Genomic DNA, 13,409 nt, shown 5'->3' on the forward strand with positions numbered 1-13,409 from the left:
CATATAAGACAATCAGATAAATAAAAATCGATTATTTTTACAGCATATAATTTATACTATGGCAGATTTATCACAACAAGATTGGGAAGCGCAATTAGAGAAAGATTCTAATGCAGTAATTCTCGATGTAAGAACAGAAGAAGAAGTAGAAGAGGGTATAATTCCGAATTCTATAAATATTGATATTTATAAAGGTCAAGAGTTTGTTGAAGAACTAGAGAAACTTGACAAGACAAAAAATTATTACGTGTATTGCAGGTCTGGCGCAAGAAGCGGGCAGGCATGTACGATAATGAATAGCTTAGGTTTTGACAAGGCATTTAACCTTCAAGGTGGGTTTATGAATTGGGAAGGAGAGACTGCATAATTTTATTTCTTTCAGAAAATAGACCCGCTTAACGGCGGGTTTTTTATTTTTATAAAATGAAGGAAGATTTGCTTCATTTTATATGGAAGTATAAAAAGTATCCTGTTAACGGACTCATGTCTACATCTGGTGAAGCTGTGCATGTGGTTAAGACAGGTATGCATAATCATTTAAGTGGACCAGATTTCTTCAATGCTCAAATAGAGTTGAATGGGCAATTGTGGGCTGGTAATGTAGAGATTCATATAAAATCTTCAGACTGGTATGCGCATCATCACCAAGATGATGCTAATTATGATAATGTAATCTTACATGTTGTTTGGGAAGACGATATCGCCGTATATAGAAAAGACGGGAGTGAAATACCAACTTTATCTTTAAAAGAATATATACCCTTAGCGTTGCTGAATAATTATCAAAGCCTTTTTGATAGTAAGAATTACCAATTCATTAATTGTGAAAACGAGTTTAATAAGGTTGATGAGTTTATAAAGAACAATTGGTTGGATCGTTTGTTTGTAGAACGGTTAGAGCAGAAATCTATCTTTATTAAAGAGCTCTTAGATTATACTAATAATGACTGGGAGCAAGTCTTGTTCTTAATGCTTTTAAAAACTTTTGGGTCCAAAATAAATAGAGATGCATTTATTGATATCGGTAAATCAATTGATTTTTCTATAATTAGAAAACTAAATGATAAGCCACTTCAAATGGAAAGCTTGTTTTTAGGGCAGGCAAATTTATTAAGTGCGGCTATTGAAGGTGATATGTATTATAATGAGTTGAAAAAGGAATATCAATTTTTACAACATAAGTTTAATTTGACTGCGACATACAAGTCTCCAGAGTTCTTCAGGTTGAGACCATCAAATTTTCCTACTATTCGATTAGCTCAATTAAGCGCTATTTATTCTAAGAACAATAATTTATTTCATGTGTTGATAGAAAATGATGCCCCTAATTTTTCTGAAGTCCTAAATTCGGGAACTAGTGACTATTGGGAAACCCATTTTAATTTTGGTAAAATTTCAAAAAAGAGCAAAAAGGGAATATCAAATTCATTTTTAGACCTTTTGATGATAAATACTATAATTCCTTTGAAGTTTGCGTACAGCCGATATAAAGGTGGTTTAGAGAATGAGAAGTTTCTAAAGATGATGTCAGAAATTAAAAAAGAAGAAAACAGTATTATAGCTAACTTTGGTAAATTGGGTACAGCTATTAAAAGTGCAAAAGATTCTCAAACATATCTACAGCTGTATACAAATTATTGCGCAAAAGACAAATGTTTAGATTGTGCTGTAGGAGCTTCTTTAATGAATATAAAAGTCTAATTTTATACCCCATGAACGTATTCTATAAATTACTGCACTATTTTCAGAAGCGAGGGTATGAGGTTTGTGGTAGAATTGCTGAACGTTTAGGTATACGTGCTAGAGTAGTAAGAACATCGTTTATTTATCTCACTTTTGTAACTGTAGGCTTCGGGTTCGCGCTTTACTTATTTTTGGCTTTCTGGTTAAGAATAAAAGATTTGATTTATACGAAACGAAATTCTGTTTTTGATTTGTAATATATGATGCAATTATTTCGGTCTAAAATTTATTTGGCATTGGCGTTAATGCTAATGGTTTTGACTTTTGGTGTGCTCGGTTATAGAATTGTTGCCGACTATTCTTGGGTCGATGCTTTTTATATGACCATAATTACAGTAACCACCGTAGGTTTTTCAGAGGTTAGGCCAATGGGACCTGAAGGAAAGATATTTACAATTATTCTTATTGTTACAAGTGTATTTATAGTTGGTTTCGCTATATCAATCGTTACCGAATACCTACTCTCAAGAAATTCAGTAGAACTGCTAAAAAAGAAAAAAATGAAGAATGCCATCGCAAATTTAAATCAGCATGTAATCGTCTGTGGCTTTGGTCGAAATGGCATGCAGGCAGCAGAGCGGCTAAAAGCATATAAAAGACCATTTGTAGTTATTGAAAAAGATAAAGAGGTAATAGAACGATATGAAGAAGATGTTTTATTTATCGAAGGTGATGCAAATGATGATGATGTGTTATTGGAAGCTGGTATTGAGAGGTCTAAGTATTTAATTGCCACCTTGCCAGATGATGCTGCAAATTTATTTGTTGTTTTGTCAGCCAGACAAATGAAAAAAAATCTTTTTATCATTAGTAGGGCATCATTAGTTAATTCTCAGAAAAAATTAATCTTGGCAGGAGCAAATAAAGTTATCATGCCAGATAAAATTGGAGGTGATCATATGGCATCATTGGTAGTTATGCCAGATCTTATCACATTTATGGATAAGCTTTCGATGGAAGGCGAACATACGACTAATTTAGAAGAAGTGGCTATTGAAGATTTTGCCAATCAGATAGACTGTAATTCGTTGAGGGATCTAGATTTACGAAGAAAAACCGGGTGTACAATTATAGGTTACATTTCTCCTGATGGTGACTACACCATAAACCCAGAAGCAGATATGAAACTACAGCCTAAAAGTAAGGTCATAGTATTGGGCAGACCTGAGCAAATAAAGAAATTGAACGAAATGTTCAATATTGAATAATGATCTTTCTATCGTTTATATTTGATTGCATCCATTATTTTTAGGATATTGCTAGACTAACTAACTAATTCAAAATAAATTTTAAACTTATGAAGTATAAACTTCTAACCCTGTTTACCTTTTTATTTCCCTTTTTAATTTTTTCTCAAGAAGTAGGATTAGATCAACAAATAGATCAAGCCTTTAAGCCTATTTCAGATTTCTTCTCAGCAGTTATTTTCTTCAATGTTTGGCACGATCCAGATATACCATTTGTATTGGTATTATTGGTAGGTAGTGCTTTGTTTTTTACTATATATTTTGGTTTTCCTAACGTTAGATTTTTTGGTAAAGCCATAAATACAGTTCGAGGTAAATATGAAGATATTGAAAAACATGGTGCTCAAAATCTTTATGGTGAAGATGGTGTTGCTCAGGGTCAAGATTTATCAAATGTTGATATTGAAGACCATCTTGTAAGTATGGAAAATGACCTTGCCGTTAGTGGTGATATCATTGATACTATTAGAGATGAAAGTACTGATGGTGAGGTGAGTCATTTTCAAGCATTGGCAACTGCAGTTTCTGGTACAGTAGGTAATGGTAACATAGCAGGTGTTGCATTAGCAATTGCACTTGGTGGTCCAGGAGCTACTTTTTGGATGATTGTTTGCGGTCTTCTTGGTATGTCAACAAAATTTGTTGAATGTACACTAGGGGTTCAGTATAGAGATGTAGGTGAAGATGGTACTGTTTATGGCGGACCTATGTACTATATAAGTAAAGGTTTAAAAGAAAAAGGTTTTAAAAACTTAGGTAAAGTAGCGGCAGTTATTTTTGCCATTTTTTGTATTGGAGGCTCTTTTGGAGGTGGTAACGCAGCTCAATCTAATCAAGCGACAATTGTTATAAAAGAACTTTTTAACTGGCAAAGTACTGCGGCCGGCGCAATAGTGGGTGTTGTGTTAGCTATTCTTGTTGGTGTGATTATAATTGGAGGTATAAAACGTATAGCTCAAGTAACTGAAAAAGTAGTTCCATTTATGGCTATAATGTATGTTGTTGCTTGTTTATATATTATTATAAGTAACTATACATTAGTAGATGACGCTATAGCTTTAATTGTTGATGAAGCATTTAAGCCGACTGCGATAGGTGTTGGTAGTCTTATAGGCGTATTATTGGTAGGTTTTAAAAGAGCGGCATTCTCAAATGAAGCTGGTGCAGGTTCTGCTTCAATTGCGCACTCTGCTGTTAGAACAAAATATTCTGCCTCTGAAGGTTTAGTAGCTTTATTAGAGCCGTTTATTGATACTGTAGTTATCTGTTCAATGACAGCTATAGTTATTATAATCTTTAATTTTGGTGGAGCATTCACTTATGGTGGTGATGGTACTGGTTCAGTTTTAATTGATGGTGTAGCTTATGAAGGTGCAGGTATTACAGCTGTAGCTTTCGCGGAATACATTCCTTACTCAAACGTATTTTTGACTATCGCTGTTGTATTATTTGCAGTGTCTACAATGATATCTTGGTCTTATTACGGATTACAGTCTTGGAAATATTTGTTCGGAAGAGGTAAAACGGCTGATATCGTTTATAAGTTGTTGTTTCTTACGTTTATTGTTATTGGCGCAGCAGCAAGTATGAAGTCTATTTGGGATTTCTCAGATGCAATGATATTTGCAATGGTATTCCCTAATATGGTAGGTCTGTTCTTCTTGTTCCCAGTAGTGAAAAAGCAATTGACTAGATACTTAGATGCTATCAAACTAAAATATGATGCTATAGATAATTAAGTTTTAATATGACTTCATTTAAATCCCACTTCAAGTTCAATAAGCAAGAACGAAGTGGGATTTTCTTTTTATTATTTTTTATAATTAGTGTTCAGTTGGGGTATTATCTGTACCAATCTAATACAGAAAATCAACCTTCACCAATACAGCATGATGCGGTTGTACAAGCTGAAATAGATTCCTTGAAAGCTATAAGTCTAAAAATGGATACAGTTCGTGTGTATCCATTTAATCCGAATTTCATTACCGATTTTAAGGGCTATACACTTGGTATGTCGGTTGAAGAAATAGATAGATTACATGATATTAGAAAGAAAGATGAATTTGTTAATTCTGCAATAGAATTTCAAAACGTCACAAAAGTTTCCGACTCGTTACTTAATACGATCTCTCCATATTTTAAGTTTCCAGCCTGGACTCAAAATAGAAAAACTAAACCTTCAAATACATCAACGTCTAGTTATAAGGCTAAGAAAGTTATTTGGAAAGATTTGAATACAGCAACGGCCGAAGATTTAAAAAAGATTAGTGGAATAGGGGAGAAGTTATCCGCTAGAATAATAAAATTTAGAGACCGCTTGGGTGGCTTTTTAATAGATGACCAATTATATGATGTTTATGGGCTCGAGGCAGATGTTGTTGAAAGAGCTTTAAAGCAGTTTAAGATAATAACGAAGCCAGATATTGTAAAAATAAATGTAAATACCGCAACGGCAGAAGAATTGTCTAAATTGATATATCTGCAAAAACACGTCGCTGAGAGCATAGTAAATTATCGTAATCTCAACGGAAGTATCAATTCTTTGAACGAATTAGTAAAAATTGAGGAATTTCCGGCAGAGCGTATTAATAGAATTGCTTTATATTTGTCATTATAAAAAAAACGCTATGCAAAGTATGTACTTCACAGAAGAACATCAATTATTTAGGAACAGCCTAAAAGATTTTTTACAGAAAGAAGTAGTTCCTTATATTGATAAATGGGAAGAAACTGGAACAATAGAAAGGTTCATTTGGAAGAAATTCGGTGATATGGGCTATTTCGGTCTATTAACTCCTGAAGAAGATGGTGGTCTTGGTCTTGATCTTTTTTATACTATTATTTTTTTAGAAGAATTACAAAAGGTGAATTCTGGTGGTTTCGCAGCTGCAATGTGGGCTCATGCATACTTGGCAATGACACATTTAAATAAAGAAGCGGATTCTTTCTTAAAGGAGAAGTACTTACGACCTAGTGTAGACGGCGATAAAATTGGTTGTCTTTGTATATCAGAACCTTTTGGCGGTAGTGATGTTGCTGCTATGAGAACCACTGCTGTAAAGCAAGGTGATCATTATGTGTTGAATGGTTCAAAAACATTTATTACCAATGGTGTATATGCTGATTACATGATTGTGGCGGCAAAAACAAATCCTGAGTTAGGCAATAAGGGTATCAGTATTTTCGCAGTAGACAGAAATAGTGAAGGTGTAACTGCAAATAAATTGAATAAACTAGGTTGGAGAGCATCAGATACTGCCGAGTTGGCATTTGATAATGTAAAAATACCTGCAGAGAACCTTATGGGTGATGAAAACATGGGTTTTTCATATATAATGGAGCATTTCTCATTAGAACGATTGATAATGGGTGTTAATGCTCATGCAAGGTCAGAGCATGTTTTAGACTATGCTTTAAATTATATGTCAGAAAGAGAGGCTTTTGGTAAGTCTATCAATCAATTTCAGGCATTAAGACATAGAGTCGTAGATCTTCATGCAGATATAGATATGTGTAAAGAGTATAACTACTCTGTAGCTTACCGCTTAGATAAGGGGCAGTATGTAGTTAAAGAAGCTACAATCTCTAAATTAAAATCAACTAAGGTTGCAGACGAGGTTGCTTACGAATGTTTACAGTTTTTAGGTGGTTACGGTTATATTGAAGATTACCCGATGGCACGTAACTTTAGAGATAGTAGATTAGGACCTATTGGTGGTGGAACATCAGAAATATTGAGAGAAATTATTTCTAAAATTATTATAGATAAGAAAGAATATAAGCCAGCTACAGTATAGTTAGCTTAATTAAAATTTTAAAAATCAGTTTAAAGGTTGCCTGTTTCAATATAGTTGTTATATTTGCAGCCTTAATCACAAAAGAGAGGAGGTTTAGCCCATGTTAATAATACCAGTAAAAGAAGGAGAAAACATCGATAGAGCTTTAAAGCGTTTCAAACGTAAGTTCGATAAGACAGGTACAATGAGACAGTTACGTAAGCGTCAACAGTTTAATAAGCCGTCAGTTGTTCGTAGAGCACAGATACAAAAAGCAGAGTACATTCAAGGTCTTAGAGATCAAGAAGAAATCTAAATTTTGTTTTATAAAATAAAAATCCCGCAAATTGCGGGATTTTTTTTGCTCAAATCTCAACAGACCTAAAACTTTGATACCTTTAGATGATGTTTTTAACAGAGTTTATTTCTTATCTAGACTTAGAGAAAAATTATTCTACGCATACTACAAAGGCGTACGAGAATGATATTCTTGAATTTAGTACTTTCTGCTTGTCTAATTACGATATAAGCGATATTGATATCGTGGAATATAACATTGTTCGATTTTGGATTGTTGAATTATCAGAAAGAAAAATCAACAATAGATCTATAAATCGAAAAATATCGTCATTAAAAGCTTATTTCAAGTTTCTTCAAAAAATTGAGGTATCTGAGATTAATCCATTGAGTAAGCATAGGGCTTTAAAGACTGCAAAGAAAGTTGAGATTCCTTTTTCTGAAGTAGAAATGGAAAATGTGCTTTCACAAATAGAATATACACAAGATTTTGAGGGCATAAGAGATGAGTTGTTAATACATGTTCTGTATGTTACGGGTATGCGTAGGGCAGAGGTTATTGCCTTGAAAGTGTCAGATGTAGATTTTGAAACAATGACTATAAAAATTTTGGGTAAGCGTAATAAAGAGAGAATTATACCTATGCTAGCTGAAACCAAAGAAAAATTTATAAAATATCTATTAGATCATAAAAAACTGAATGAGGTGGTCGACGATAAATTTATGTTCTTAACGAAATCAGGCAATAAATTGTATGAAACTCTTGTTTATAGATTAATAAAAAAGTACTTTAGAGAGGTGTCCTCAAAGGTAAAGACGAGCCCGCATATTCTTAGGCACACCTTTGCAACACATCTTTTGAATAAGGGTGCAGATTTAAATGCTGTTAAAGAGTTGTTGGGTCATTCTAGTTTGGCATCTACTCAGGTGTATACACATAACAGTATAGCAGAGTTGAAAAAGGTTCATGCAAAGGCTCATCCTAGGGGAAACAAATAATTATTGTATAATCAGGCTAAATTCTTAAAGCCATAAATTTTCTGACTATGAAAGTAAATACGCAATCGGTAAATTTTAATGCAGACGATAAGTTGATTGATTTCCTTCAAAATAGGCTTGATAAGGTGGAAACCTTTTATTCTAAGGTAATTAGCTCAGATGTTTATATGAAAGTAGAGAAGACTAGTGCTAAAGAAAATAAAATAGTAGAAATTAAGATTACGATACCTAAGGATAAATTTGTTGTAAAAAAGCAATGTAAATCATTTGAAGAGGCTGTAGACTCTGCATGTAGTGCGCTGGAACGTAGGCTAATAAAACAAAAAGAGAAAATAAGATTACAAGCTTGATGAAAATTTTTCAAAATTTGTTTTGAATAAACAAAAAACTAGTATACATTTGCAGTCCGTTAGAAATAGCGGGCTTTTTTATGACGATAAAAGTTATAAAACAAGCCGATGTAGCTCAGCTGGCTAGAGCAGCTGATTTGTAATCAGCAGGTCGTGGGTTCGAGTCCCTCCATCGGCTCTTAAGTTCTTTAAAATATTAGTTTGAGGGGAGATACTCAAGCGGCCAACGAGGGCAGACTGTAAATCTGCTGACTACGTCTTCGCAGGTTCGAATCCTGCTCTCCCCACAAAACTATTTTCTAAAGAATTTTATTGAAATATTGTAATATTATAAGCGGGAGTAGCTCAGTTGGTAGAGCGTCAGCCTTCCAAGCTGAATGTCGCCGGTTCGAACCCGGTCTCCCGCTCTATAAATTTGACAGTAATGTTATCCCTGCGAAGGCAGGAATCTATCTTTTGGGTGGGTTCGACACTTTACGCCGGTGTAGCTCAGGGGTAGAGCGTTTCCTTGGTAAGGAAGAGGTCACGAGTTCAATTCTCGTCATTGGCTCAATTATGGTATAAATTTGTACACTAATATAAACTAAGAATAAAATACATTAAACATGGCAAAGGAAACTTTCGATCGTTCCAAACCGCACTTAAATATAGGTACTATTGGACACGTGGATCACGGTAAAACTACATTGACTGCTGCTATTACTACTGTTTTGGCAAATGCAGGCCTTTCTGAATTGAGAAGTTTCGATTCTATCGATAACGCTCCTGAGGAAAAAGAAAGAGGTATTACAATTAACACATCACACGTAGAGTACTCTACAGCTAATCGTCACTACGCACACGTTGACTGTCCTGGTCACGCGGATTATGTGAAGAACATGGTTACTGGTGCTGCTCAAATGGATGGTGCTATATTAGTTGTTGCTGCTACAGATGGTCCTATGCCACAAACTCGTGAGCATATCTTATTAGGTCGTCAGGTAGGTATTCCAAGAATGGTTGTATTCATGAATAAAGTGGATATGGTTGATGATGAGGAATTAATCGAGCTTGTTGAGATGGAAGTAAGAGAATTACTTTCTTTTTATGAGTATGATGGTGATAATGGACCTGTAATCGCTGGTTCTGCATTAGGTGCATTGAACGGTGAGCAAAAATGGGTTGATACGGTAATGGAATTGATGGATGCTGTTGATAGCTGGATCGAATTACCTAAGAGAGATGTTGAAAAAGATTTCTTAATGCCTGTTGAAGATGTATTTACAATTACTGGTCGTGGTACTGTTGCAACTGGTCGTATTGAAACTGGTGTAGCAAATACAGGTGATCCAGTTGAGATTATCGGTATGGGAGCTGAGAAATTGACTTCTACTGTTACTGGTGTTGAAATGTTCCGTAAGATTTTAGATAGAGGTGAGGCTGGTGATAACGTAGGTATCTTGTTAAGAGGTGTTGAAAAGTCACAAATTAGCCGTGGAATGGTAATCTGTAAGCCAGGTTCTGTTAAGCCACATGCTAAGTTTGAAGCTGAGGTTTATGTATTGAAAAAAGAAGAAGGTGGTCGTCATACACCATTTCATAATAATTATCGTCCACAGTTCTATGTAAGAACTACAGATGTAACTGGTAACATTTCTCTTCCTTCAGGAGTTGAAATGGTAATGCCAGGTGATAACCTTACTATTACAGTGGATCTTATTCAGCCTATTGCTTTGAGTATTGGTTTACGTTTCGCTATCCGTGAAGGTGGTAGAACAGTAGGTGCTGGTCAGGTAACTAAGATTATAGATTAATTTTAATCTAAAAGAGTATTGTGTTTAAGGGTGTCTTGCTCAAGCGGGACACCTTTACATGCAAATAATAGAATAGGTGATTTAATTATCACTATTCATACGGGTGTAGCTCAGTTGGTAGAGCACTGGTCTCCAAAACCAGGTGTCGGGAGTTCGAGTCTCTCCTCCCGTGCCACAATAGAATTTGGAATATAGGTATCCTATTTGTTGAAATTGTAAAAAGAATTTAAATGTTCACATATATAAAAGAATCCGTTGAAGAGTTAAGGAATAATGTTACTCTTCCGTCACGTGCAGAATCATCTAACTTGATGGTTATTGTAGCTGTGTTTTCTATCCTTTTTGCTTTGGCAACTTGGGGAGTAGATACGGTCTTTAGTAAAGTGATTAAATCTTATTTCAACTTCGTTTTAAACTAGATAGGACTATGTCAGAAGTATTGGATAAAAAATGGTACGTTGTAAGAGCTGTCAGTGGTCAAGAGAATAAGATCAAAGGATACATTGAAAGTGAAGTAGAGCGTCATGGTTTCTCTGACTATTTAGAAGATGTTCTTGTTCCTACTGAAAAGGTTATTCAGATTAGAAATGGCAAGAAGATAAATAAAGAAAGAGTTTATTTTCCTGGTTATATCATGATCAAAGCTAATTTAGGTGGAGAAATGGTGCATATTATTAGATCTATAACTAATGTTATTGGTTTTTTAGGGGAAACAAAAGGAGGGGATCCTGTTCCTTTAAGAAAGAATGAAGTAAATAGAATGCTTGGTAAGGTAGATGAACTAGCTGTTAATACAGATAGTGTTGCTATCCCATTTGTATTTGGTGAAACGGTAAAAGTAATTGATGGTCCTTTTAATGGCTTCAATGGTACTGTTGAGAAGATAAATGAAGAAAAACGTAAGCTTGAGGTTATGGTGAAAATTTTCGGAAGAAAAACACCTTTAGAGCTTAGTTACATGCAAGTAGAAAAAGTATAAGTATTAGAGTAAGTGTTACATACATATAATTAAAGTAGTGTTGCTTCCGTAAACACACTTTTAATTTAATTTTAAACAATGGCAAAAGAAATAGGTAAAGTAGTTAAACTACAAGTTAAGGGAGGTGCAGCGAATCCATCGCCACCGGTTGGACCTGCCTTAGGAGCTGCTGGTGTTAACATTATGGAATTCTGTAAGCAGTTTAATGCTCGTACACAGGATAAACCAGGTAAGATATTACCAGTTGTTATCACCGTTTACAAGGACAAGTCTTTCGACTTTGTTGTAAAAACTCCACCGGCGGCAATTCAGCTATTGGAAGCGGCTAAGATTAAAAAAGGATCTGGCGAACCTAACAGAGTAAAATTAGGTAGTGTTACCTGGGACCAAATCAAGGCAATCGCCGAAGATAAAATGGTTGACCTTAACGCATTTACAGTAGAATCTGCTATGAGTATGATAGCTGGTACTGCACGTTCTATGGGTATGAAGGTAGCAGGAAAGAAACCTTTTTAAAATCTTAAAAGTAATTAAATGGCAAAGTTAACTAAGAAGCAAAAAGAAGCGCATTCTAAAATAGAGAAAGATAAATTATACTCTGTTACTGAAGCTTCAGCTTTAATTAAAGAGATAACCAATACAAAATTTGACGCATCTGTAGATTTAGCGATTCGTTTGGGTGTAGATCCAAGAAAAGCTAATCAAATGGTTCGTGGTGTGGTAACATTACCTCACGGAACTGGTAAAGATGTTAAGGTTTTGGCTTTGGTAACACCAGACAAAGAAGCAGAGGCTCAAGAAGCAGGTGCTGATTATGTTGGGTTAGATGAGTATTTGGAAAAAATAAAAAACGGTTGGACAGATGTTGATGTTATCATCACTATGCCAAGTGTAATGGGTAAATTAGGTCCTTTAGGTCGAGTATTAGGACCAAGAGGTTTAATGCCGAATCCAAAAACAGGAACTGTAACTATGGATGTAGCAAAAGCTGTATCTGAAGTAAAGGCAGGTAAAATAGATTTTAAAGTTGATAAAACTGGTATTGTACACGCTGCGATAGGTAAGGCTTCTTTTTCTGCTGATAAAATAGCAGATAATGCTAATGAGTTGTTAGATACTTTGAATAAGATGAAGCCAACTGCGTCTAAAGGTGTTTACATGAAATCAATTTTCATGTCTAGCACAATGAGTCCTAGTTTGCAATTAGATCCAAAGTCAGTTTAATAGCTGGTAGTTAAAAATTAAAAGTATGACAAGAGAAGAAAAAGCAACGGTTATAAAAGATTTGACTACGCAGTTGGCAGATAGCACCACAATATATGTGGCTGATATTTCAGGTTTAGACGCAGGTACAACTTCTGATTTAAGAAGAGCTTGTTTCAAAGCTAATATTAGACTAGCTGTAGTTAAGAATACATTGCTTGCAAAAGCGATGGAAGCTTCTGAGAAAGAATTTGGTGAATTACCAGAGACATTAAAAGGGAATACTTCTCTTATGTTTTCTGATGTAGCCAATGCTCCTGCAAAATTGATAAAGAATTTTAGAAAAAAATCTAAGAAACCTTTATTAAAAGGAGCTTTTGTTGAAGAAGCAATTTACATAGGTGATGAAAACTTGGATGCTTTAGTTAGCATTAAGTCTAAAGAAGAGATGATTGGCGAAATTATTGGATTGTTACAATCTCCAGCCAAGAATGTTATTTCTGGTCTTAAATCTGGTGGTGGAAAAATCGCTGGTATCCTTAAAACATTATCTGAAAGATAAGAACGCACAATAAACTAAGTATATTTTAAAAATTTTATTAAACGATAGAAAATGGCAGATTTAAAAGATTTCGCAGAACAATTAGTTAACTTAACAGTTAAAGAAGTAAACGAGTTAGCTGATATATTAAAAGATGAATACGGTATTGAGCCTGCAGCAGCAGCTGTAGCAGTAGCTGCCGGTGGTGGTGCTGACGCTGGTGAAGCAGCAGAAGAAAAAACTGAATTTGATGTAATTTTGAAAGCAGCAGGTGCTTCTAAATTAGCAGTTGTTAAATTGGTTAAAGAATTAACTGGTTTAGGTTTGAAAGATGCGAAAGATATCGTTGATAGCGCACCAAAAGCTGTTAAAGAAGCTGTTACTAAAGATGAAGCTGAAGGTATCAAAAAATCATTGGAAGAAGCTGGAGCAGAAGTTGAGCTTAAATAATAGCAACAACCATATTACTTTTGGTTTAGGT

The 13,409-nt window shown here is 34.7% G+C and carries 17 protein-coding genes and 5 tRNA genes; all 22 read left to right on the forward strand.

The genetic code is table 11. From position 1 onward, the window contains the following. The first annotated feature begins 58 nt into the window (after positions 1-58). The 22 genes from QSV08_RS00690 to rplL all read left to right on the forward strand — a co-directional run bounded on the left by QSV08_RS00690 (position 59) and on the right by rplL (position 13,378). A complete protein-coding gene (locus QSV08_RS00690) occupies positions 59-367 on the forward strand; it encodes a rhodanese-like domain-containing protein (protein ID WP_324025720.1) in 309 nt (102 codons plus the stop codon). Positions 368-423: 56 nt separating this feature from the next. Further along, the gene (locus QSV08_RS00695) at positions 424-1,701 is read left to right on the forward strand and encodes a DUF2851 family protein (RefSeq protein WP_324025721.1); all 1,278 of its coding nucleotides are present in this window, start codon (positions 424-426) and stop codon (positions 1,699-1,701) included. 11 nt (positions 1,702-1,712) lie between these two features. Further along, positions 1,713-1,940: a PspC domain-containing protein gene (locus QSV08_RS00700; RefSeq protein ID WP_073247339.1), complete on the forward strand. Its 228-nt coding sequence runs from the start codon at positions 1,713-1,715 to the stop codon at positions 1,938-1,940. A gap of 3 nt (positions 1,941-1,943) precedes the next feature. After that, positions 1,944-2,951, forward strand: a complete 1,008-nt coding sequence (locus QSV08_RS00705; protein ID WP_303600436.1) for a potassium channel family protein — start codon at positions 1,944-1,946, stop codon at positions 2,949-2,951. Positions 2,952-3,040: 89 nt separating this feature from the next. Then, the gene (locus tag QSV08_RS00710) at positions 3,041-4,729 is read left to right on the forward strand and encodes an alanine/glycine:cation symporter family protein (protein ID WP_324025722.1); all 1,689 of its coding nucleotides are present in this window, start codon (positions 3,041-3,043) and stop codon (positions 4,727-4,729) included. Between the two features lie 8 nt (positions 4,730-4,737). Then, a complete protein-coding gene (locus QSV08_RS00715) occupies positions 4,738-5,607 on the forward strand; it encodes a ComEA family DNA-binding protein (RefSeq protein WP_324025723.1) in 870 nt (289 codons plus the stop codon). 10 nt (positions 5,608-5,617) lie between these two features. After that, positions 5,618-6,787, forward strand: coding sequence for an acyl-CoA dehydrogenase family protein (locus QSV08_RS00720; protein WP_324025724.1), 1,170 nt, complete (start codon positions 5,618-5,620; stop codon positions 6,785-6,787). A 100-nt stretch (positions 6,788-6,887) separates the two neighbouring features. After that, entirely contained in the window at positions 6,888-7,082 is a 195-nt protein-coding gene (gene rpsU, locus QSV08_RS00725; RefSeq protein WP_027067859.1) for a 30S ribosomal protein S21, read from the forward strand. Between the two features lie 86 nt (positions 7,083-7,168). Beyond that, on the forward strand, positions 7,169-8,062 hold the full coding sequence (locus QSV08_RS00730; RefSeq protein ID WP_416382044.1) for a tyrosine-type recombinase/integrase: 894 nt from the start codon (positions 7,169-7,171) through the stop codon (positions 8,060-8,062). Positions 8,063-8,109: 47 nt separating this feature from the next. Next, positions 8,110-8,412 (forward strand): ribosome hibernation-promoting factor, HPF/YfiA family, encoded by a 303-nt coding sequence (gene hpf / locus QSV08_RS00735; protein WP_324025725.1) that lies wholly within the window; start codon positions 8,110-8,112, stop codon positions 8,410-8,412. A 104-nt stretch (positions 8,413-8,516) separates the two neighbouring features. Next, positions 8,517-8,590, forward strand: a tRNA-Thr gene (locus QSV08_RS00740). A 27-nt stretch (positions 8,591-8,617) separates the two neighbouring features. Next, positions 8,618-8,699: transfer RNA gene (locus QSV08_RS00745), tRNA-Tyr, on the forward strand. 47 nt (positions 8,700-8,746) lie between these two features. Beyond that, positions 8,747-8,819 (forward strand) — tRNA-Gly (locus QSV08_RS00750). Between the two features lie 71 nt (positions 8,820-8,890). After that, positions 8,891-8,962 (forward strand) — tRNA-Thr (locus QSV08_RS00755). A gap of 55 nt (positions 8,963-9,017) precedes the next feature. Next, positions 9,018-10,205 (forward strand): elongation factor Tu, encoded by a 1,188-nt coding sequence (tuf, locus tag QSV08_RS00760; protein WP_324025726.1) that lies wholly within the window; start codon positions 9,018-9,020, stop codon positions 10,203-10,205. Between the two features lie 99 nt (positions 10,206-10,304). After that, a tRNA-Trp gene (locus QSV08_RS00765) sits at positions 10,305-10,380 on the forward strand. A 55-nt stretch (positions 10,381-10,435) separates the two neighbouring features. Beyond that, entirely contained in the window at positions 10,436-10,624 is a 189-nt protein-coding gene (secE, locus tag QSV08_RS00770; RefSeq protein WP_036155945.1) for a preprotein translocase subunit SecE, read from the forward strand. An 8-nt stretch (positions 10,625-10,632) separates the two neighbouring features. Continuing rightward, positions 10,633-11,184 (forward strand): transcription termination/antitermination protein NusG, encoded by a 552-nt coding sequence (nusG, locus tag QSV08_RS00775; protein ID WP_073247351.1) that lies wholly within the window; start codon positions 10,633-10,635, stop codon positions 11,182-11,184. A gap of 78 nt (positions 11,185-11,262) precedes the next feature. After that, positions 11,263-11,700, forward strand: a complete 438-nt coding sequence (rplK, locus tag QSV08_RS00780) for a 50S ribosomal protein L11 (protein WP_027067854.1) — start codon at positions 11,263-11,265, stop codon at positions 11,698-11,700. Positions 11,701-11,718: 18 nt separating this feature from the next. After that, positions 11,719-12,408, forward strand: coding sequence for a 50S ribosomal protein L1 (gene rplA, locus QSV08_RS00785; protein WP_324025727.1), 690 nt, complete (start codon positions 11,719-11,721; stop codon positions 12,406-12,408). A 25-nt stretch (positions 12,409-12,433) separates the two neighbouring features. After that, positions 12,434-12,949 carry a 50S ribosomal protein L10 gene (rplJ, locus tag QSV08_RS00790; RefSeq protein ID WP_073247354.1) on the forward strand — a complete coding sequence of 172 codons (516 nt, stop codon included), beginning with the start codon at positions 12,434-12,436 and terminating at the stop codon, positions 12,947-12,949. A 51-nt stretch (positions 12,950-13,000) separates the two neighbouring features. Next, the gene (gene rplL, locus QSV08_RS00795; RefSeq protein ID WP_324025728.1) at positions 13,001-13,378 is read left to right on the forward strand and encodes a 50S ribosomal protein L7/L12; all 378 of its coding nucleotides are present in this window, start codon (positions 13,001-13,003) and stop codon (positions 13,376-13,378) included. Positions 13,379-13,409 lie beyond the last annotated feature (31 nt).

Source organism: Maribacter sp. BPC-D8, from assembly GCF_035207705.1.
Lineage (GTDB): Bacteria > Bacteroidota > Bacteroidia > Flavobacteriales > Flavobacteriaceae > Maribacter.